Source organism: Streptomyces sp. NBC_00328, from assembly GCF_036139655.1.
In the GTDB taxonomy this organism is placed as follows: Bacteria; Actinomycetota; Actinomycetes; order Streptomycetales; family Streptomycetaceae; genus Streptomyces.
Map to the genome: position 1 here is coordinate 3,037,886 of NZ_CP108013.1, position 20,008 is coordinate 3,057,893.

Annotated in this window: 19 protein-coding genes and 1 pseudogene; 8 read left to right on the plus strand and 12 right to left on the minus strand. The window is 73.3% G+C overall.

Annotated features, from left to right (window positions below):
- Positions 1–186: 186 nt before the first annotated feature.
- A complete protein-coding gene (locus tag OG485_RS13310) occupies positions 187–918 on the minus strand; it encodes a VIT1/CCC1 transporter family protein (RefSeq protein ID WP_328668544.1) in 732 nt (243 codons plus the stop codon).
- Between the two features lie 270 nt (positions 919–1,188).
- On the opposite strand from OG485_RS13310, the gene OG485_RS13315 reads away from it, so the two are divergent.
- The 7 genes from OG485_RS13315 (at position 1,189) to OG485_RS13345 (ending at position 9,224) form a co-directional block, all read left to right on the plus strand.
- Complete coding sequence (locus tag OG485_RS13315) at positions 1,189–2,307, plus strand: ADP-ribosylglycohydrolase family protein (RefSeq protein WP_328668545.1); 1,119 nt, start codon at positions 1,189–1,191, stop codon at positions 2,305–2,307.
- Positions 2,308–2,612: 305 nt separating this feature from the next.
- On the plus strand, positions 2,613–3,770 hold the full coding sequence (locus OG485_RS13320) for an ADP-ribosylglycohydrolase family protein (protein ID WP_328674411.1): 1,158 nt from the start codon (positions 2,613–2,615) through the stop codon (positions 3,768–3,770).
- 7 nt (positions 3,771–3,777) lie between these two features.
- A complete protein-coding gene (locus tag OG485_RS13325) occupies positions 3,778–4,947 on the plus strand; it encodes an ADP-ribosylglycohydrolase family protein (RefSeq protein WP_328668546.1) in 1,170 nt (389 codons plus the stop codon).
- On the plus strand, positions 4,935–6,299 hold the full coding sequence (locus tag OG485_RS13330; RefSeq protein WP_328668547.1) for an ADP-ribosylglycohydrolase family protein: 1,365 nt from the start codon (positions 4,935–4,937) through the stop codon (positions 6,297–6,299). The genes OG485_RS13325 and OG485_RS13330 overlap by 13 nt, the downstream gene beginning before the upstream one ends.
- Positions 6,296–7,189 (plus strand): ribokinase, encoded by an 894-nt coding sequence (gene rbsK, locus OG485_RS13335; protein WP_328668548.1) that lies wholly within the window; start codon positions 6,296–6,298, stop codon positions 7,187–7,189. The genes OG485_RS13330 and rbsK overlap by 4 nt, the downstream gene beginning before the upstream one ends.
- Positions 7,186–8,388: a CaiB/BaiF CoA transferase family protein gene (locus OG485_RS13340; RefSeq protein ID WP_328668549.1), complete on the plus strand. Its 1,203-nt coding sequence runs from the start codon at positions 7,186–7,188 to the stop codon at positions 8,386–8,388. Before rbsK ends, OG485_RS13340 begins: the two co-directional genes overlap by 4 nt.
- Positions 8,385–9,224, plus strand: coding sequence for an HpcH/HpaI aldolase/citrate lyase family protein (locus OG485_RS13345; RefSeq protein ID WP_328668550.1), 840 nt, complete (start codon positions 8,385–8,387; stop codon positions 9,222–9,224). Before OG485_RS13340 ends, OG485_RS13345 begins: the two co-directional genes overlap by 4 nt.
- 129 nt (positions 9,225–9,353) lie before the next feature.
- Here OG485_RS13345 and lgt read toward each other — a convergent pair whose 3' ends face one another.
- From lgt to hisI, 11 genes and pseudogenes are all read right to left on the minus strand, one after another.
- Positions 9,354–10,475 (minus strand): prolipoprotein diacylglyceryl transferase, encoded by a 1,122-nt coding sequence (gene lgt / locus OG485_RS13350; RefSeq protein WP_328668551.1) that lies wholly within the window; start codon positions 10,473–10,475, stop codon positions 9,354–9,356.
- Between the two features lie 118 nt (positions 10,476–10,593).
- Positions 10,594–11,370, minus strand: a complete 777-nt coding sequence (locus OG485_RS13355; protein ID WP_328668552.1) for a DsbA family protein — start codon at positions 11,368–11,370, stop codon at positions 10,594–10,596.
- 220 nt (positions 11,371–11,590) lie between these two features.
- A complete protein-coding gene (gene trpA, locus OG485_RS13360) occupies positions 11,591–12,406 on the minus strand; it encodes a tryptophan synthase subunit alpha (protein WP_328668553.1) in 816 nt (271 codons plus the stop codon).
- Entirely contained in the window at positions 12,403–13,695 is a 1,293-nt protein-coding gene (gene trpB / locus OG485_RS13365; protein ID WP_328668554.1) for a tryptophan synthase subunit beta, read from the minus strand. The genes trpA and trpB overlap by 4 nt, the downstream gene beginning before the upstream one ends.
- Before the next feature lie 344 nt (positions 13,696–14,039).
- Positions 14,040–14,273: pseudogene (gene trpM / locus OG485_RS44005) on the minus strand (tryptophan biosynthesis modulator TrpM); the annotation flags it as partial.
- Between the two features lie 157 nt (positions 14,274–14,430).
- Complete coding sequence (gene trpC, locus OG485_RS13375; RefSeq protein WP_328668556.1) at positions 14,431–15,240, minus strand: indole-3-glycerol phosphate synthase TrpC; 810 nt, start codon at positions 15,238–15,240, stop codon at positions 14,431–14,433.
- Positions 15,241–15,404: 164 nt separating this feature from the next.
- Entirely contained in the window at positions 15,405–15,854 is a 450-nt protein-coding gene (locus OG485_RS13380) for a DUF2752 domain-containing protein (RefSeq protein ID WP_328668557.1), read from the minus strand.
- Positions 15,855–15,947: 93 nt separating this feature from the next.
- Complete coding sequence (locus OG485_RS13385) at positions 15,948–16,193, minus strand: HGxxPAAW family protein (RefSeq protein ID WP_326788346.1); 246 nt, start codon at positions 16,191–16,193, stop codon at positions 15,948–15,950.
- 158 nt (positions 16,194–16,351) lie between these two features.
- A complete protein-coding gene (locus OG485_RS13390) occupies positions 16,352–17,005 on the minus strand; it encodes a TIGR02234 family membrane protein (RefSeq protein ID WP_328668558.1) in 654 nt (217 codons plus the stop codon).
- A gap of 252 nt (positions 17,006–17,257) precedes the next feature.
- The gene (locus tag OG485_RS13395; protein WP_328668559.1) at positions 17,258–18,745 is read right to left on the minus strand and encodes an anthranilate synthase component I; all 1,488 of its coding nucleotides are present in this window, start codon (positions 18,743–18,745) and stop codon (positions 17,258–17,260) included.
- A gap of 11 nt (positions 18,746–18,756) precedes the next feature.
- Positions 18,757–19,170: a phosphoribosyl-AMP cyclohydrolase gene (hisI, locus tag OG485_RS13400; protein WP_328668560.1), complete on the minus strand. Its 414-nt coding sequence runs from the start codon at positions 19,168–19,170 to the stop codon at positions 18,757–18,759.
- A 142-nt stretch (positions 19,171–19,312) separates the two neighbouring features.
- Between hisI and OG485_RS13405 the strand changes: the two genes are divergently transcribed.
- The gene (locus OG485_RS13405) at positions 19,313–19,948 is read left to right on the plus strand and encodes a TIGR03085 family metal-binding protein (RefSeq protein ID WP_328668561.1); all 636 of its coding nucleotides are present in this window, start codon (positions 19,313–19,315) and stop codon (positions 19,946–19,948) included.
- Positions 19,949–20,008: the final 60 nt, after the last annotated feature.

Here is a 20,008-nt window from a genome sequence, read left to right on the forward strand (position 1 = left end):
TTATGGGACCTAAGCGGACAGATCGATGACCATCGGTCCGGCACGCGGCGGAGATCGTGATCCGCCGCGTGAGATGCGGCGCGGGCGTCATTGCCCGCGGCGCTTACGGCTCATTCCCAGTGGCCACGGAATCGAAACCGCCGGGTAACAACTACTTATGCGGTCCCTCGCATAAGTGATCGAGGCTCATCCTACGGCCGCACCGAACAAACTGCCCAGGGCGTACGTCACACCCGCCGCGGCACCACCGAGGGCGAGCTGCCGCAGCCCGCTGAACCACCAGGACCGCGCGGTCACCTTGGCCACGACGGCACCGCACGCGAAGAGCCCGATCATGGCGAGCAGCAGCGCCGGCCACAGCACGGTCGCGCCCAGCAGATACGGCAGTACGGGCAGGAGGGCGCCGAGCGCGAACGAGCCGAAGCTGGACACGGCGGCGACGGCCGGGGAGGGGAGGTCGCCGGGGTCGATGCCGAGTTCCTCGCGGGCGTGGATCTCCAGGGCCTGCTCAGGATCTTGGGAGAGCTGCCGGGCGACCTCGCGGGCCAGCCCGGGCTCGACGCCGCGGGCCTCGTAGAGCTCGGCCAGCTCGCGTTCCTCGTCCTTGGGGTGCTTGCGCAGCTCGCGCCGCTCGACATCGAGCTCCGCCTCGACGAGCTCACGCTGGGAGGCGACGGAGGTGTACTCGCCGGCGGCCATGGAGAAGGCTCCGGCGGCGAGGCCCGCGAGTCCGGTGATGACGATCGTCTGCTGGGACACGGACCCGCCGGCGACACCGGTCATCAGGGCGAGGTTGGAGACCAGGCCGTCCATCGCGCCGAACACGGCAGGGCGCAGCCATCCGCCGTTGACATCGCGGTGGGTGTGGTTGTCGCGGTGCGCCACATGGAGCGTCGCCTCGGTCTCGATGATCGCCATGCCGGTCCCCCAGAGTGCTTCATTGGACTGTTTCCACTTTTCGACAACTCTGAAAGTACGCCACACAATTCCCCGCCGCCAGCAAGGAAAGGCTGGGCTAACCTGCGGTTTTACCTCTCAATGCTCATCCGTGGCATGTCATGCACATATGTCGACCGGGTGACAGTGGAGCCCGTGACGCTCCTGTCAACCGCCAACGTGGCACAGATCCGCAAAGGGTTCCGCGCGCCGCATTCCGCACGCCGGCAGGACCCTGAGAGAGAGGCACGTATGGCTTCCATCGCCTGCATTCCCTCGGCCCCGGCAGCCGGGAGCGCCGCCGGTCTCCGCGACCGGGCACGCGGCGCACTGCTCGGACTCGCCGTCGGGGACGCGCTGGGCGCACCGGCCGAGAACATGAAGCCGTCGGAGATCCGCGCCCGATGGGGCCGGATCACCGGGTACGTCGCCGAGCATCCGGCCGGGACGGACGACACCGAGTACGCGATCTTCTCGGGGCTGCTGCTGGCCCGGCACGGCTCGGCGCTGACCGTGGCGCACGTCGAATCGGCCTGGCACCAGTGGATCGCGGACCGCGACGAGGGGCCGTTCCGCGGCGCCGGGTTCAGTGAGCGCGGCACGCTGGAGAACCTGCGCCGGGGGCTCGCGGCGCCCATCTCCGCCCAGCACCGGCACGCCTGGAGCGACGGTCTGGCCATGCGCGCGGCACCCTTCGGTGTCTTCGCGGCCGGGCGGCCCGCCGAGGCGGCCCGGCTCGTGGCGATCGACGGCTCGGTGAGCCACGAGGGCGAGGGCATCTACGGCGGCCAGGCCGTCGCGGCCGGGGTCGCCGCCGCGATGGCGGGGGCCTCCACCGCCACGGTCGTCGCCTCCGCCCTGGCCGTCGTCCCGGACGACTCCTGGACGGCCCGCTCCCTGCGCCGCGCGGTCGCGGTGGCGCACCGGGGCGAGCGCGCGGTGCGGTCCGCCGTGGTGATCGGCGGCTACCCGTGGACCGACCTGGCCCCCGAGGCCGTGGCCCTCGCCTTCGGCGCCTACGCGGCGGCGGACGGGGCGTTCGCCGAGTCGATCCTCACCGCGGTGAACATGGGCCGCGACGCCGACACGACGGCCGCGGTGGCCGGGGCGCTGGCGGGCGCTGCCCGGGGCATGTCCTCGATCCCCGCCGAGTGGGCGGCGGCCATCGGACCGGCCCGCGGCAGCTGCCTCCCCTCCATGGAGGGCCACCACATCCTGGACGTGGCGGAACTGCTGACCCCGGAGCACGAGGAGAAGTGGGGCGCCGGGGGCCGTGTACCGCCCGCCCCGGAAACCGGGTACGCGGTCCAGGCGCCGGACGCGGCCAGGCACGCGGCCACCGGCCGCGACGGCAACGAGGCGCGGTCATGAGCCCCGGCCTGCCCGGAGACGGGTCCGCCCCGGCACCGGGCGGGAGCGCGGCCTCGGCGACACCCCCGCAAGACACCCAGCCCACCGCAGAAGCGCGGCCCGCGCCACCCATCGCGCAGGCGGAGCCCGTGGTGCTCGCCGCCGGGGCGAAGGCCGCGGCTGTCGCCGGTGGTGTCCTCGCCGGTGCCGTCCGGGCCGGGGCGCTGCTCGGAGGAAGCAATCCGGCGGACCGCCGGGCTGCGGAGCCGGGCGCCTCCGCGTCAGCCGCCCCCGCGGTCCGGGAGGCCGGGAGCTCACCGGCCCGGATGCCCGGGGAACCGGGGGTGCGGCGGATCGAAGGGCTGCTGCTCGGGCTGGCCGCCGGGGATGCCGCGGGCTGGCCCGCCGCCCGCCACCGGGCCGCGCGGATGCCCGAGTGGACCCGGCGCCTGACCCGCGAGCTGGACACCTTCGCGGAGCAGAACGCGACGACGACCCTGCCCGTGCCGATCGCGCTGAACCAGCCCCCCGAACCGCTGCGGCTCGGCCCCTCGGACGACGCCGAGTGGGCGGCGTTCGCGGCGGAGGCCGTGCTCCGGGCCGGGGAGACCACCGCGCTCGGCGACCTGAGCCTCGGCCGCAGGATGCGCGCGTCCATCGACCTGTCCTGGAACGCCGTCGCCAGTGAGGTGGCCGCCGCGGCGGACCGCGCCCCCGAGGTCGAGTCCGCCCTGCTTCCGCTGCGCGCCCGGATCTCGGTGCGGGCCGCACTCGGCAACCTCGCCACCGGTCTGCGCCCGCCCGCCACCGGCCACGACAACCCCCACTACTTCGACGACGCGGCCTGCGTGCGGGCCTGCGTCCTCGCCGTGGCGCACCCGGGAGACCCCCGGCTCGCCGCGGAACTCGCCGAGTTCGACGCCCGCTACACCCAGGACGGCGACGGGGTGCACGGCGCCCGCGCCATGGCGGCCGCCGTGGCGCTCGCCCTCGCCGGGCACGACGTCGGCACCTGTGTGGAGGCGGCCCTGACCGAACTGCCCGCCGCCACGGAGATCGGCCGCAACACCCGGCTCGCCCTGACGCTGGCCCAGGACAGCGAGAGCGCCTTCGCCCTGGTCCCCCTGCTGGAGCACCAGATCGTCGACCACGTCTACAGCTACGGGATCGCGGCCGCCGAGACCGTACCCGTGGCCCTGGCCCTGGCGCTGGCCGCGCGCGGCAGGATCGCCGAGGCCGTACCGGCCGCCGCCTGTCTGTCCCGGGTCGCCGACTCGGCCCCCGCCCTGGCCGGAGCGCTCACCGGGGCGATCGGCGGCGCCGCCGCGGTCCCCGCCTCCTGGCGCGACGCCTGCCGCACCCTGTCCGGCTGCGCGCTGCCCCGGCTGACCGGCACGGACCTCATCGGCCTCGCCGAACTCCTGGAGGCGACGGGACTCGCCGACCCGCGCGATTCCCCGGAACCGGTGGCCCCAGAGGGATGATTCGGGCATGACGCCCAAAGGAGAAGGAACGGGAACCCTCGACGAACGGATCACCGGAGCCCTCGTCGGAGCCGCCGTCGGCGACGCCCTCGGCGGCCCCGTCGAGGGGTACTCCCCCGAGCAGATCGCCGAACGCCACGGCGGCCGCGTGCACGGCGTCGTCGGCCCCTGGAACGGCGACGCCTGGCCCACCGCCCGCCCCATCGCCCCGTACCACAAGGGCGACGGACACGTCACCGACGACACCCTGATGACCCATGCGCTGGTACGGGTGTACGCGGAGGTCCGCGACCACCTCGACGCCTACGCGGTCGCCGGGCATCTCGTCCCCGACCTGATGACGACCCCCCGCTGGATCCCGGAACTGGAGGCCGAGGCCCTCCCGCTGCAGCGGATCTTCCTCGCCGAGAAGTGGATGGTCGCCCGCCTCCACTACGGCCATGTGGACCCCCGGGAGGCCGGCACGGGCAACATCGTCAACTGCGGTGCCGCGATGTACATGGCCCCGGTCGGCCTGGTCAACGCGGCGAACCCGGCGGGCGCGTACGCCGAGGCGCTCGACGTCGCGGGCGCCCACCAGTCCTCGTACGGCCGCGAGGCCGCGGGCGTCTTCGCGGCGGCCGTGGCGGCTGCCTGCTCCCCCGGCGCGACCCCCGGCTCGGTCGTCGCCGCCTGTCTGTCGCTGGCCAAGGACGGCACCCGCGACGCCGTCGAGGCGGTCTGCGAAGTCGCCTCCCGGCACACGGACTTCGAGTCCGCCCTCGTCCCGCTGCGCCGGGCGGTGGCACCCTTCGACACGGTCGGCCCCGACTACCGCTCCCCCTCGCTCGGCGCCCGGCGCCCCTCCCGGCTCCACTCCATCGAGGAACTCCCGGTCGCGCTCGGCATGTTGCTGGTGTCGGACGGCGACTTCCGGCACGCGGTCCTGGGTTCGGTCAACTACGGCCGCGACTGCGACTCCATCGCCACCATGGCCGGAGCCCTCGCGGGCGCGCTCGGCGCCGAGGTCCCGCACGACTGGGCCAAGACCGTGGCCGAGTCCAGCCGCCTCGACCTGGACGCCCCGGCGCGTACGCTGGCCGAGGTGACCCGGGAGATCTTCGACCGTGACGTCCACCGCCGCCGGGCCCACGAGGCGGCGTACGCCGTGCTGGCGGGCACACCGTGCTCCGGCTGACCTGGGTCCAGCCCGAGGACCTCCTCGGGCACGAGCTCAACCAGGCCGTGCAGGACGGCCGGGACCCGTCCCGCGTCGCCGCCCGCTGGTACGCGGCGGGCGGGCGGCCCGCCCCGCTGCGCGCGGGCGCGTCGGCCGCCCCCGCCTCGCCGTCCCTGCGCCGGCTGGCGGCCGGGCTCCTCGACGAACTCGCCGCCCTGCCGGGCAGGCTGGCGGACGACGAACCGACGGATCTGGCACTGATCAAGGCCCAGTGCCCCGACTGGCCACCCCCTCGGTACGCACCCGTCCCCGCTCCCGGCCCGGCCCGCCTGGAAGCGGCCTGGCTCGGCCGGGCCGTGGGCTGCCTGCTCGGCAAACCCGTGGAAAAACTCCCCCTCGAAGCGATCCGGGGCCTCGCGCGAGCCTCCGGCAACTGGCCCCTGCACACCTGGTTCACCGCCCGGGGCGTCCCCGGGGACCTGCTGGAGGCCCACCCCTGGAACCGGCGCTCCGCCGCCACCTCCCTGGCCGAGAACATCGACGGCATGCCGGAGGACGACGACCTCAACTACCCCCTTCTGAACCTGTTGTTGCTCCAGCGGTACGGCCGGGACTTCAGCACCGCGGACGTGGCCAGCCTCTGGCTCGACGAACTCCCCGCCGGCCGCACCTTCACCGCGGAACGCGTCGCGTACCGCAACCTCCTCGGCGGCGTCGAGCCCCCGGACACCGCCCGCCGGCACAACCCGTTCCGCGAGTGGATCGGCGCCCTGATCCGCGCGGACGTGCACGGCTGGACCAACCCGGGCGACCCGGCGCGGGCCGCGGAACAGGCGTACCGCGACGCGGCCCTGACCCACACGGCCAACGGCGTCTACGCGGCGATGTTCACGGCCGCCGCCATCGCCGAGGCGGCCGGCGCGACCCGTGACGTCCACGCATGTCTGCGCACCGGGCTGAGAGTCGTCCCGCCCGGCTCCCGGCTGGCCCGGGCGGTCCGCCACGCCGTCCGGCTGGCCCGTACGACACCGGACTTCGACGCGGTCGTCGACGAACTGCACTCCGCCCACCGCGACTGCCACTGGGTCCACGCCGTACCCAACACCGCGCTGATCGCCGCCGCCCTCACCCACGCGGACGGCGACTTCGGCGGCTCCGTCTGCCGGGCGGTGTCCGGCGGCCTGGACACCGACTCGAACGGCGCGACGGCCGGAAGCATCGCCGGACTGCTCACCGGCGACCCCGCCGGACTGCCCGACCGCTTCACGGGCCCCCTCAAGAACCGGCTCGCCACCTCCGTCGCCGACTTCAACGGCATCGGCTTCGACGCCCTCGCCCACCTCACACAACGGGAGACCGTTCGCCCATGACCCATATCGCCGTGCTCGGCAGCACGAACATGGACCTCGTCGCGTATGTCGCCAAAGCCCCGCAGCGCGGAGAGACCGTCACGGGACGGGAGTTCCGCACGATCCCCGGCGGCAAGGGCGCGAACCAGGCGGTGGCAGCCGCGCACGCGGGCGCCGACGTCTCCCTCGTCGGCGCGGTGGGCGCCGACTCCTTCGGCAGCCAACTCCGCTCCACGCTGGAGCACTTCGGCGTGAACACCGACCATCTGCGCACCACCGAGGGCCCCTCCGGCACCGCGCACATCGTGGTGGACGACGAGGGCGCAAACGCCATCGTCGTCATCCCCGGCGCCAACGGCACCGTCACCTCCCTGGCCCCCGGCGACGAGGGTCTCATCGCCAGCGCCGACGCGCTCCTCCTCCAGCTGGAGATCCCGCTGGAAGCCGTGCTCGCCGGCGCGGAGGCCGCCCGCAGACACGGTGTCCGTACGATCCTGACCCCGGCCCCCGCGCAGTTCCTGTCGCCCCAACTGCTGTCCACCATCGACCTGTTGGTGCCAAACCAGCACGAGGCCGCCGCGCTCACCGGCTTCACCGACCCACGCGGAGCCGCCGCGGCCCTGCTCGAACAGGTCCCGGAGGTCGTCGTCACACTGGGCGCGGAGGGCAGCCTGTACGCCACCCGGGACGCCGCACCCATCACGGTGCCCGCCCCCAAGGTGACCGCCGTCGACTCCACCGCGGCCGGCGACACCTTCGTCGGCACCCTGGCGGTGGCGCTCGCCGAGGGCCGGGAGATGTCGGAGGCCATGGTGTGGGCGTCGGCGGCCGCCTCGGTGTCCGTGCAGCGGCACGGAGCGACGTCCTCGATGCCGTACCGCTCCGAGATCGACACCCAGGCCGGCGCGTGAGCGGGCCCAGCGAGGGCGGCTCCCTCGACGGCGTGCGCGTCCTCGACCTCGCGACCCTGTTCGCCGGGCCGCTCGCCGCCACCATGCTCGGTGACTTCGGCGCGGAGGTCGTCAAGGTCGAACATCCCACCCAGCCGGACCCGTCCCGGGGACACGGCCCGTCGAAGGAGGGCATCGGGCTGTGGTGGAAGCTCCTCGGCCGCAACAAGCGCACGATCACGCTCGATCTGTCGAAGCGCGGCGGCCGCGCGACCCTGCTCCGGCTCGCCGCCGAAGCCGACGTGATCATCGAGAACTTCCGTCCGGGCACTCTGGAGAAATGGGACCTGGGCTGGGCCGAGCTGTCCGCGGCCAACCCGCGTCTGATCCTCGCCCGGGTCACCGCCTTCGGCCAGTTCGGCCCGTACGCGCACCGCCCCGGCTTCGGCACGCTCGCGGAGGCGATGAGCGGCTTCGCGGCGATCACCGGCGAGCCGGACGCACCGCCGACCCTCCCGCCGTTCGGCCTGGCCGACTCGATCGCCGGCCTTGCGACCGCGTACGCCGTGCTGACCGCGCTGAGGGCCCGCGACCGCACCGGCGAGGGCCAGGTGATCGACATGGCGATCATCGAGCCGATCCTGACCGTCCTCGGCCCGCAGCCGATCTGGTACGACCAGCTCGGCCACGTCCAGCCCCGCACCGGCAACCGCTCGGCGAACAACGCGCCCCGCAACACCTATCGCACGGCGGACGGCTCCTGGGTCGCGGTCTCGACCTCGGCGCAGTCGATCGCCGAGCGGGTGATGCGGCTGGTCGGCCGCCCCGACGTGATCGACGAACCGTGGTTCGCGACCGGCGCGGACCGGGCACGCCACGCCGACGTCCTGGACGGGGCGGTCGGCGCGTGGATCGCCTGCCGCAAGCAGGACGAGGTCCTCGCCGCCTTCGAGGAGGCGGAGGCGGCGATCGCCCCCGTCCAGGACGTCCGGGACGTCATGACCGACCCGCAGTACCAGGCCCTGGACACGGTCACCACCGTCGACGACCCCGAACTGGGCCCGCTGCGCATGCAGAACGTCCTCTTCCGGCTCTCCGCCACACCCGGCGCGATCCACTGGGCGGGCCGCCCGCACGGCGCGGACACCGACGCGGTCCTCGGTGAACTCGGCCTGACGACGACCGAGATCCAGGAGCTGAGGGCGGAGGGGGTGCTATGACCACGGACCTCCTGCCGCTGACCTGGCTGTACGCGCCGGGAGACCGTCCCGAGGTGGTGGCCAAGGCTCTGGCCTCCGGCGCGGACGTCGTGCTCGTCGACCTGGAGGACGCGGTCGCGCCGCACCGCAAGGAGTACGCCCGCTCCGCCACCGCCGACCTGCTCGCCGACGCGCCGCCCGTCCCGGTGCACGTCCGGGTCAACGCCCTCGACGGCCCCTTCTGCGAAGCCGATCTGAAGACGCTCTCGCCGCTGCGCGGCCTGTCCGGCCTGCGGCTGCCGAAGGTGACCTCGCGCGCCGACGTCGTACGGGTGGCGGAGAACGCGATCCCGGCGGAGGGCGGCACGATCCCGCTCTACGCCCTGCTGGAGACGGCTCTGGGCATCGAACATGCCTTCTCCATCGCCTCGTCCCATCGCGCCCTGCGCGGTGTCTCCCTCGGCGAGAGCGATCTGCGGGCCGATCTCGGCGTCCGTGACGACACGGGCCTCGACTGGTCCCGGGCCCGTCTGGTCGTGGCCGCGCGGGCAGCGGGGCTGCCGCCGCCGGCCCAGTCGGTCTTCCCCGACATCCGTGATGTGGAGGGCCTGGCCTCGTCCTGCGCGCGGGGGCGCGCCCTCGGCTTCCTCGGGCGCGCGGCGATCCATCCCCGCCAGCTCCCCATCATCGAGCGGGCCTACCTCCCCACCCCGGCCGAGGTCGACTCAGCCGAGGCCGTCATCCGGGCGGCCGCCGCGGATCCGGGCGCGCAGGCCCTGCCGGACGGCCGTTTCATCGACGCGGCGGTGGTCACGGGCGCCCGCCGCACCCTCGCCCTCGCCCAGCGCCTGGCCTGAGTCCACGCGCCCGGCACGACAGAGCCCGGGAAACAAGGCCCGGGAAACAACCAAGGACGACAGGGCCCGGGACGACACGAAGGGGCGCCGCGTCCCGGACGCGGCGCCCCTTCGTCGTACGGGGAGAACTCAGCCCTTCTTGGCCGACCCGGCCTCGTCGCGAGCCTCGGACTCCTCGCCGGACTCCGTCTCGGACTCCGCCGCGGACGCGGTCCCGGCGGACTTCGAGGACGTGGCGGACTCCGAAGACGTGGTGGACTCGGTGACGGTCTCCTTGCCGAGGTCGACCGAGTCGCCCTCGGTCCCGTCCTCGCCCTTGCCCTCGCGGCCGCTCTCGGCCTTGTCCCCGGTCCTGCCCTCGGACTTGTCGGCGTCCTTGCCGGCCGCGTCCTCGGCGGAGGCGGTCTCGTCGTCCGCGGCGGGCGCGTCCTCGTCGGCGCGGGGCTCCACGATCTCCTCCCGGCCCGGACGCAGCCGGGACGAGATCACGATGTAGACCACCGCGAGGACGAAGACCACCATCGCGGTCCAGTCGTTGAGACGCAGGCCCAGGATGTGGTGGGCGTCGTCGACGCGCATGTACTCGATCCAGCCGCGGCCGACGCAGTAGGCGGCGACGTACAGGGCGAAGGCGCGCCCGTGGCCGAGCTTGAAGCGGCGGTCGGCCCAGATGACCAGGAATCCGACGCCGACGCACCACAGGGACTCGTACAGGAAGGTCGGGTGGTAGTAGCCGGGGACGCGCCCGTCCGTGGAGGACGTGATGTGCAACGCCCACGGAAGGTCCGTGGCCTTGCCGTACAGCTCCTGGTTGAACCAGTTGCCCCAGCGCCCGCACGCCTGGGCGAAGGCGATGCCGGGTGCCACGGCGTCGGCCCAGGCGGGCAGCGGAATACCGCGTCGGCGGCATCCGATCCAGGCTCCAAGCGCACCGAGGGCGATGGCGCCCCAGATGCCGAGCCCGCCCTGCCAGATCTTGAAGGCGTCCACCCAGTCACGGCCCTCGCTGAAATACAGCTCGTAGTCCGTGATCACGTGGTAGAGCCGCCCGCCGACGAGGCCGAAGGGCACGGCCCAGACCGCGATGTCGGCCACCGTGCCGGCCCGCCCTCCACGGGCGATCCAGCGCTTGTTGCCGAGCCAGACGGCAAGGAAGACGCCGATGATGATGCAGAACGCGTAGCCGCGCAGCGGAATGGGGCCGAGGTGCAGCACACCGTGCGACGGGCTGGGAATGTAGGCAAGTTCCATGGCAAGGTCGACGCTACCGTGCCGGACGCCACCCACGGCGGGCGGCCCCGCAACGGGTCCATAACGTGCGGTGCCCCCGGCCCGTGGAGGCGGGGGCACCGGAGCACGCGGAAGCGGCTCAGCCCTTGTTGGCGTCCTGCACCATCTGCTTGAGCTTGGCGGGGGTCATCGACTGGTCCGCGTAGATGTTCTTGCCGCCCAGGAGCACCGTCGGGGTGCCCGAGAAGCCGCCGGCCTGGAACGCGGCGTGCGACTTCTGGACCCAGCTGTCGTGGGTGCCGTCGTTGACACACGCGCGGAAGGCCGGGGTGTCCAGGCCGTCGACCTTGCCGGCGAGCTCGATGAGCTTGGCGTTGTCGGCGAAGGCGTCGTCGGTCTCCTTGGGCTGGTTGTCGTACAGCACGTCGTGGTACTCGCGGAACTTGCCGGCGTCCTGGGCGCACGCCGCGGCGTTGGCGGCCTTGCGGGAGCCGCTTCCGCCCATGTTCCCGTCGATCAGGGTGACGAGGTGGTACTCGACCTTCAGCTGCCCCGAGTCGGTCAGCTCCTTGATCGTCGGGCGGTACGCCGTCTCAAACGCCTGGCAGGCCGGGCAGCGGAAGTCCTCCCACACCGTGAGGGTCGACTTGGCGCCGTCCTTGCCGACGGGGATCGCGAGACTGTCCTTGCCGGTGGCACCCGAGGGCGACACGACCGGACCCGACGTGTCGCTCTTCTTGTCCTTGCCCGAGTTGGCGGCCACCACGCCGATCACGGCCGCCAGGCCGAGGACGCAGATCACCGACGCCCCCACGATCAGCGCCCGCCGGCGCTTGTCCGCGGCCTTCTGCTTCTCTCGCTCGACCGCCAGCCGCTCGCGGGCGTTGCGCTTTCCGTCATGGTTCTTCTCGCTCACATCCGGCAGAACGAACCGGGGAGGCACAGCGCGCCTCCCCGGTCCAAGGTCCACCCGTTCGGGTGAGCGGATTGTCCGTTGCGCACGGATCGCCCCAGCCGTGCACGGGGCGGGACCACCCGATCGTGTCCGTCCGGTCGTGTCCGCGCGGACATGACCGGACGGATCGGCACGGATCGGCGCGGATCAGCGCGGATCCGCGTCGATCCGCTCCGTCGCGTCACGCCGTCGTGCGCACACCCTTCGCGAGGTCGGCCGCGAGCTCCCGTACGGCTTCGAGGCCGGCCGCCTCGTCCGGGGCGTCCAGCATCCGCTTCACGAACGCCGAGCCGACGATCACGCCGTCGGCGAAGCCGGCCACCTCGGCGGCCTGCTCGGCGTTGGAGACGCCGAGGCCGACGCAGACGGGCAGCTCGGTGGTGGCCTTCGTACGCGCCACCAGGTTCTGGGCCTGGTTGCCGACCGACGCCCGGGTTCCGGTGACCCCCATCAGCGAGGCCGCGTACACGAAGCCGCTGCCGGCCGCGGTGATCTCGGCGAGCCGGGCGTCCTTGCTGCTGGGCGCGACGACGAAGACGGTCGCGAGACCGTGCTTCTCGGCGTGCTCCCTCCACAGGGCCGACTCCTGGACGGGCAGGTCGGGCAGGATGCAGCCCGCGCCGCCCGCCTCGGCGAGCTCGGCCGTGAAGCGCTCGACGCCGTAGCGGTCGATCGGGTTCCAGTACGTCATCACGAGGACGGGCTTGCCGGTGGCCTCGAAGGCCTCCCGGACGGTCCGCATCACGTCCGCGATCCTGACGCCGCCGCGCAGGGCGATGTCGTCGGCGGTCTGGATGACGGGACCGTCGAGGACGGGGTCGCTGTGCGGCAGCCCGACCTCGACGATGTCGGCGCCGCCGTCGAAGACGGCCTTGATGGCCGCGATGCCGCCGTCGACGGTCGGGAAGCCGGCCGGCAGGTACGCGATGAGGGCGGACCGCCCCTCCGCCCTGGCCCCGGCGAGGGTGTCGCTCAACAGCTCGATGTTGCCGCTCACTTGGCGTCCCCCTCGATCTCGGCGTTCTCGCTGTCGGCGTCCGCGGCGACGACCGCGTCGACGCCGTTGTCGTAGAGGCCGAAGTAGCGGGCGGCCGTGTCCATGTCCTTGTCGCCGCGCCCGGACAGGTTGACGACGATCAGCCCGTCCTTGCCCAGTTCCCTGCCGACCTCCAGGGCTCCGGCCAGCGCGTGGGCGCTCTCGATGGCCGGGATGATGCCCTCGGTGCGGGAGAGCAGCCGCAGCGCCTGCATCGCCGCGTCGTCGGTGACCGCGCGGTACTCGCCCCGGCCGCTGTCCTTGAGGTAGGAGTGCTCGGGGCCGATGCCGGGGTAGTCGAGTCCGGCCGAGATCGAGTAGGGCTCGGTGATCTGGCCCTCCTCGTCCTGGAGGACGTACGACCGTGATCCGTGCAGGATGCCGGGCTCACCCGCGGTCAGGGTCGCCGCGTGCTCGCCGGTCTCCACTCCGTGCCCGGCGGGCTCGCAGCCGATCAGGCGGACGCCGCTGTCGGGGATGAAGGCGTGGAAGAGGCCGATGGCGTTGGAGCCGCCGCCGACGCAGGCGACGGCGGCGTCGGGCAGCCGTCCGGCGCGCTCCAGGATCTGCCGGCGGGCCTCCACGCCGATGACGCGGTGGAAGTCGCGGACCATGGCCGGGAAGGGGTGCGGGCCGGCGACGGTGCCGAAGAGGTAGTGGGTGTGGTCGACGTTGGCGACCCAGTCGCGGAACGCCTCGTTGATGGCGTCCTTCAGGGTGCGGGAGCCGGACTTCACGGCGATGACCTCGGCGCCGAGCATGCGCATCCGGGCCACGTTCAGCGCCTGGCGCTGCGTGTCGATCTCGCCCATGTAGACGGTGCATTCGAGGCCGAAGAGCGCGCAGGCGGTGGCCGTGGCGACGCCGTGCTGGCCGGCGCCGGTCTCCGCGATGACCCGGGTCTTGCCCATCCGCCGGGTGAGCAGGGCCTGGCCGAGCACGTTGTTGATCTTGTGCGATCCGGTGTGGTTGAGGTCCTCGCGTTTGAGGAAGATCCGCGCGCCGCCGGCGTGTTCGGCGAAGCGCGGCACCTCGGTGAGGGAGCTCGGGCGTCCGGTGTAGTGGACGAGCAGGTCGTCGAGCTCGCGGGCGAACTCGGGGTCGGCCTTCGCCTTGTCGTACTCGACGGCGACCTCGTCCACGGCGGCGACCAGCGCCTCCGGGATGAACTTGCCGCCGAACGCGCCGAAATAGCCCTCGGCGGTGGGGACTTGACCGTCGGGGTCGGGAATGAAGAACTCGCTGGGCATGCGGACACCTCACAGGGGCGACAGCCCCGGTTACGGGATCGGACAGGGGTCACGGAAGCCGGACATACCCGCGCTCCGTCGTCACCGGCGCGTTCGGCCGGTGACTCCGCCCGCCCTGCCGCGGGTCCGGCCGCGCACCCGACGGACGTACCGTCGCGAGGACCGGGGTGTGCCGGATTCCGGCTCGGTCCCTTGTGCGGGGTGGATGCGGCCCGGTCCGCCTATGCCGTGGACTCGGCCCGGTCCACGTGTGCGGTGGATACGGCCCGGTCCACCGGTCCGGTGGACCCGGTCCGACGCACCCGTGAGGTGGACCGGACCGGGGAGGGCGTGAGCGCGCGTACGCGCTCGGGCCATCGCATGCCGTTGACCTGACCCGGCTCGTCGCCGATGACGTAACGGACCCGGCGCCCGTGCACGCGGCGTGCCGGCGCACGGCAGCCGCGCGGCCGGCAGCCGCGGGCGAGACGGGCGTAGGGGTCACGGGCCGCCGAAGGCACCGGGAGCACGGCGGCGGAGGGCACGCACGGGCGCCCGTACGGGTCCCCGGGGAGCGGGTGGTGCGCGACGGGCGGCATCGGGCCCTCGCCCTCCGCCCCGGAGGATCCGGCCCGCGCCCGCGGGAACGCGCCGGCCGGAGCCGGAGCGGCCGACCCCGCGCGCGCCGCTGCCCCGTCGGGGCACTGGCCCGGACGGGGTACGGCGGGGGCGAGGATCGGGGCGGGCACCGGCAGGTCAGTCCCGTCCGTGCCGCAGGGCGGGGTGGGCGCCCGCCGCCACGAGGTCGGAGACGGCGGTCTTCGGGTCGCGGCCGGTGACGAGGGACTCGCCGACCAGGACCGCGTCGGCGCCCGCGTTGGCGTACGCGATGAGGTCGTGGGGGCCGCGGACACCGGACTCCGCGATCTTGACGAGGTGGTCCGGGATCTCGGGGGCGACCCGCTCGAAGGTCGTGCGGTCGACCTTCAGCGTCTTCAGGTCGCGCGCGTTGACACCGATGATCTTGGCGCCGGCGTCCACCGCGCGCTCGACCTCGTCCTCGTCGTGCACCTCGACCAGCGGCGTGAGCCCGATGGACTCGGCGCGCTCGATGAGGGACTCCAGGGCGGGCTGTTCGAGGGCCGCGACGATGAGCAGGGCCAGGTCGGCGCCGTACGCGCGGGCCTCCCACAGCTGGTACGACGTGACGATGAAGTCCTTGCGCAGCACCGGGATGTCCACGCGGGCGCGGACGGCCTCCAGGTCGGCGAGCGAACCGCCGAAGCGGCGCTGTTCGGTGAGGACGGAGATGACGGCCGCGCCGCCCGCTTCGTAGTCGGCGGCCAGGCCGGCGGGGTCGGCGATCGCGGCGAGCGCGCCCTTGGACGGGCTGGACCGCTTGACCTCGCAGATGACCTTGACGCTGTCGCCGCGCAGGGCGGCCACGCCGTCCTTGGCCGCCGGAGCCTTCGCCGCGCGCTCCTTGAGCTCGTCGAGGCTGACGCGCGCCTGCCGCTCCGCGAGGTCGGCACGGACTCCGTCGATGATCTCGTCGAGCACACTCACGCGAGCGGCCCCCTTCCCTGCGGTGGACGGTTGAAGCGGTCGAGCGGACCCGGGTTCAACCGTCCCTGACGGATAAGTCGGGTCACTGCGATGGTATCCGGAGGATGGCGTAGCCCTCGCATCCGGTTGACGCCGGTCCCATTACCTGGACATTTGTCATTTGATCAAGGGTGCAGCCAGCCACCGGACGGCAGGTTCCGGACCACGGTGAAGACCAGCGTCAACGCGCCCAGACTCCACAGGTGGACCGGTCCGAGATCGAGCCGCGCCGGGCGTCCGCGCACCACGCGGATCACCCAGACGGCCCACAGCACCGCGAAGGCCAGGTAGCCGCCGACGGCGAGCGCGTTGTCCGTGAGCGCCGTGGCGAGGTCCCCGTGCACGAAGGCATGCGCGCTGCGCAGACCGCCGCAGCCGGGGCAGTACAGGCCCGTGAGGCGCAGCAGCGGGCAGACGGGATAGTGGCCGGGCTGATTGGGGTCGACGGCCCCGACGTACGCGAAGGCCCCGGCGACGGCCGCGAGCAGCCCGCCGGGAACGGCCAGCCGCCGCGCCGCGCCCGCGTCCGGCCCGGTCCGCGTCACCCTCCGGGTTTCGGCGTTCACGCGACGCATTCTGCCTCCCGCGCGGGCCGGGCGCTCGCCCGGGTACGCGAAAGGCGGCCCCGGCAGGTGTGCCGGGGCCGCCTTCCGAACAGCCTCAGTGGGTCAGGCGTCGGCGCCCACGGTCGAGCGCGCCGTGTTCGCAGGGTGCGGGGCGGCCTTCGGCTGGCCGAGGCCCATGCTCCGCATGAGCATGCCCACGACACCGCCGAGGACGACGACGACCATGCCGGCCCAGAAGCCCAGCGGTTCGGCCTTGACCATGAAGGCACCCGCGACGCAGAAACCGATGAAGGCGATGATGACACCGGTCCAGGCGGCCGGGGTGTGACCGTGGCTGCTGCCCGCCATGACTTGCTCCTCGTTGCTGTATGCGTGTGTGAGTCGGACACTCACCGCCCATTGTCCCGTACGCACGGGTCCGCCATGAGCGGGGGGTCACTCCTCGCGTGCCGGTCCGGCCGGTTCACGGCGAAGGACCCGGGGCGCAGGTCCCCTGGACTACGGGCCTAGGTCCCGGCCGGGTCGGGGCCGGTGGGGTCCTCGCCGCGGTCGAGTGCCTTCCAGAGGTCCTCGGGGCGGTCCGGGTCGACCGGCTTGGCCTTGCGGGGCCGGGGCCTGCCGTCCCGCTCGTAGCGGCCGGACATGACGGGCCACGAGCGGCCGTGGCGCAGCGCGAGCAGCCCGGCCAGCAGGATGAGCGCGCCGGCCGCCGCGGTCACGTACGGCCAGACGGTGTGGCCGATCCCGGCCGCGGTGGCGGCGGTGTTGCCGGAGGCGGCGGCGGCCCGCTCGTCGAGGGCGGAGCTGTCGCCCGCGGCGAGGACGGAGGCGAGGACGATGCCGGCGCCGGAGAGCGCGAGCAGCGCGGAGACCAGGAGGCGGCCGGAGCGGCGGACGGCGAAGACGGCGACGAGCGCGGCGAGGCCGACTATCGCGAGCGCCGCGGGCACACCCGTGACGTCGCTGCCCTTGGCGGTCAGCGGGAAGGCTCCGCCGGCCACGGTCGCGGTCCCCGTCGCCCAGCTCTGCCGGGTGGACAGCAGGGCCACGGCCGCGCCGAGCGCGCCGCTCAGGAGGGTCACGGCAAGGCTGCGGCGGCCGGACCGGGCGGGTCCCGCGGCTTCGGATCGGGGGTGAGGTACAGCAGTCACAGACCCCACTATCGCCTGAACCCCGGGCGAACCGTCATCCGGGGTTACGTGAGCCTCGTCCTATTCGCTCCGTTCGGGCGCGGTTCGCACGGGTCGTACGGCCCCGGGCGCCGCCGGGGCCGTACGCCGGGCGTTGCTCCAACTGCCCGCCACCGGACCGCGCGAGCCGGTCCGGTGGCCCCGGCCGGCCCCGCACGCGCCCGTCGTGCCACCGCCCGGGGCCGTCCGGCAGCCCCTTGGTACCGGGGGCTGCCGTAAGTGCTAGTTCCCGAGGCGGTTCGCGGTGTGGACGGCGCGCAGCACCGCCGCCGCCTTGTTGCGGCACTCGTCGTCCTCCAGCGCCGGCACCGAGTCGGCGACGATGCCGGCGCCGGCCTGGACGTACGCCGTGCCGTCGCGCAGCAGGGCCGTACGGATGGCGATGGCGGTGTCGGAGTCGCCGGCGAAGTCGAGGTAGCCGACGCAGCCGCCGTACAACCCGCGCCGGGACGGCTCCAGTTCGTCGATGATCTGCATCGCGCGCGGCTTGGGCGCGCCGGAGAGGGTTCCGGCGGGGAAGCAGGCGGTGAGCACGTCGAAGGCCGTACGGCCCGCGGCGACCCGGCCGGTCACCGTGGAGACGATGTGCATCACGTGCGAGTACCGCTCGATGGACATGAAGTCGACGACCTCGACGGAGCCGGGCTCGCAGACCCGTCCGAGGTCGTTGCGTCCCAGGTCGACGAGCATGAGGTGCTCGGCGCGCTCCTTGGGGTCGGCGAGCAGCTCGTCGGCGAGGGCCTGGTCGTCCTGGACGGTCGCGCCGCGCGGCCGGGTGCCCGCGATGGGGTGCACCATGGCCTGTCCGCCCTCGACCTTGACCAGGGCTTCCGGGGAGGAGCCGACGACGTCGAAGCCGTCGAAGCGGAACAGGTACATGTACGGCGAGGGGTTGGTCGCCCGCAGGACGCGGTAGACGTCCAACGCGCTGGCCGTGCAGGGGGTTTCGAAGCGCTGGGAGGGGACGACCTGGAAGGCCTCGCCGGCCCGGATGCGCTCCTTGATGTCCTCGACGGCGTCCTGGAAGTCGGGGCCGCCCCAGAGCGCGGTGTACTCGGGGAGCTCGGAGGGCGGGAGCGCGGCGGGCGGCTGGGACACCGCGCGCGAGAGGTCGGCCTCCATGGCGTCGAGGCGGGCGACGGCGTCCGCGTACGCCTCGTCGACGCCTGTGTCGAGGTCGTTGTGGTTGATCGCGTTGGCGATCAGCTGGACGGAGCCGTCCCAGTGGTCCAGGACGGCCAGGTCGCTGGTGAGCAGCATGGTCAGCTCGGGCAGCTTCAGGTCGTCCCGCTCGCCGGGGCCGATCTTCTCCAGGCGGCGCACGATGTCGTAGCCCAGATAGCCGACCATGCCGCCGGTGAACGGGGGCAGTCCCTCGCCCTGCGGGGTGTGGAGCGCCTCGATGGTGGCGCGCAGGGCCGCGAGCGGGTCGCCGTCCACGGGGACGCCGACGGGCGGGGTGCCGAGCCAGTGCGCCTGTCCGTCCCGCTCGGTGAGGGTCGCGGCGGAGCGGACGCCCACGAAGGAGTAGCGGGACCAGGACAGGGAGGTGCGGCCGTTCTCGGCGGATTCGAGCAGGAACGTGCCGGGGCGCTCGGCGGCCAGTTTGCGGTAGAGCGCGACCGGCGTGTCGCCGTCCGCGAGCAGTTTGCGGCTGACGGGGATGACACGGCGGTCGGTGGCCAGCTTGCGGAACGTCTCGAGATCCATGGCGGCTGACCTTACTGATTCCCGGCCGGTGCGCCGGAATCGGCGTCCTCGGTCCTGTCGCCGCCGTCCTTCAGCAGCACGTCGGCGTCGAAGCAGGTGCGGGCGCCGGTGTGGCAGGCGGCGCCCACCTGGTCGACGCGCACCAACAGGGTGTCGGCGTCGCAGTCCAGGGCCACGGACCTGACGTGCTGGAAGTGGCCGGAGGTGTCGCCCTTGACCCAGTACTCCTGGCGGCTGCGCGACCAGTAGGTGCAGCGGCCCGTGGTGAGGGTGCGGTGCAGCGCCTCGTCGTCCATCCAGCCGAGCATCAGCACCTCACCGGTGTCGTGCTGCTGGGCGATGGCGGGGACGAGTCCGTCGGCGCTGCGCCTCAGGCGGGCGGCGATCTCGGGGTCCAGGCTGCTGGCGGGAGGCGTGCTGGTCATGGGTGCCATTGTGCCGCGCCGGACCGTCCCGCCCGGCCGTTGTCCACAGGCCGGACCTCCGTGCCCGTCCACAGGGGGGATCGGCGGGCCGCGCCGCGCTCTCCACTGGGCGGGGCGACCGCCCGGTCGTAGGCTGGCTGACATGTCGACCCATGCGAAGCGCGAACGGCTCCTTCTGGCCGATCTGTTGGAAGCCGTGGGACCGGACGCACCCACTCTGTGCGAGGGCTGGACCGGCCGGGATCTCGCCGCGCACGTGGTGGTGCGCGAGCGCCGCCCCGACGCCGCCGGCGGTCTCGTCGTCAAGCAGCTCGCGCCCCGCCTGGGGCGGGTGATGGCGGAGTTCGCCGAGAAGCCGTACGAGGAGTTGATCCGGCTCATCCGTACGGGGCCGCCGCGTTTCTCCCCGTTCACCCTGAAGCAGGTGGACGAGGCGTCGAACGTGGTGGAGTTCTACGTCCACACCGAGGACGTACGGCGCGCGCGGCCGGACTGGAAACCGCGCGAGCTGGACGCGGTGTTCCAGGAGGCCCTGTGGTCGCGCCTGGACCGAACGGCCCGGCTGATGGGCCGCGGCGCCCCGACGGGTGTGGTCCTGCGCCGCCCGAACGGCCAGACGACGGTGCTGAACAAGGGAACGCCGGTGGTGACGGTGACCGGTGAGCCCTCGGAGCTGCTGATGTTCGCGTTCGGCCGGCAGAGCGTGGCGGACGTCGAACTGGACGGCGACAAGGACGCGATCACCAAGCTCCACGAGGCGAGGCAGCTGGGGATCTAGGGCTCCAGGGACCTGGCGACGGTCCGGCGATAGAGGTCCAGGTACTTGCCCGGCAGAACG

What these genes read in the sequence shown, in the direction of transcription:
- OG485_RS13310 (WP_328668544.1), bottom strand. Translation starts at nt 918, where the DNA reads ATGGCGATCATCGAGACCGAGGCGACGCTCCATGTGGCGCACCGCGAC.
- OG485_RS13315 (WP_328668545.1), top strand. Translation starts at nt 1,189, where the DNA reads ATGGCTTCCATCGCCTGCATTCCCTCGGCCCCGGCAGCCGGGAGCGCC.
- OG485_RS13320 (WP_328674411.1), top strand. Translation starts at nt 2,613, where the DNA reads ATGCCCGGGGAACCGGGGGTGCGGCGGATCGAAGGGCTGCTGCTCGGG.
- OG485_RS13325 (WP_328668546.1), top strand. Translation starts at nt 3,778, where the DNA reads ATGACGCCCAAAGGAGAAGGAACGGGAACCCTCGACGAACGGATCACC.
- rbsK (WP_328668548.1), top strand. Translation starts at nt 6,296, where the DNA reads ATGACCCATATCGCCGTGCTCGGCAGCACGAACATGGACCTCGTCGCG.
- OG485_RS13345 (WP_328668550.1), top strand. Translation starts at nt 8,385, where the DNA reads ATGACCACGGACCTCCTGCCGCTGACCTGGCTGTACGCGCCGGGAGAC.
- lgt (WP_328668551.1), bottom strand. Translation starts at nt 10,475, where the DNA reads ATGGAACTTGCCTACATTCCCAGCCCGTCGCACGGTGTGCTGCACCTC.
- trpB (WP_328668554.1), bottom strand. Translation starts at nt 13,695, where the DNA reads ATGCCCAGCGAGTTCTTCATTCCCGACCCCGACGGTCAAGTCCCCACC.
- OG485_RS13380 (WP_328668557.1), bottom strand. Translation starts at nt 15,854, where the DNA reads ATGCGTCGCGTGAACGCCGAAACCCGGAGGGTGACGCGGACCGGGCCG.
- OG485_RS13385 (WP_326788346.1), bottom strand. Translation starts at nt 16,193, where the DNA reads ATGGCGGGCAGCAGCCACGGTCACACCCCGGCCGCCTGGACCGGTGTC.
- OG485_RS13395 (WP_328668559.1), bottom strand. Translation starts at nt 18,745, where the DNA reads ATGGATCTCGAGACGTTCCGCAAGCTGGCCACCGACCGCCGTGTCATC.
- hisI (WP_328668560.1), bottom strand. Translation starts at nt 19,170, where the DNA reads ATGACCAGCACGCCTCCCGCCAGCAGCCTGGACCCCGAGATCGCCGCC.
- OG485_RS13405 (WP_328668561.1), top strand. Translation starts at nt 19,313, where the DNA reads ATGTCGACCCATGCGAAGCGCGAACGGCTCCTTCTGGCCGATCTGTTG.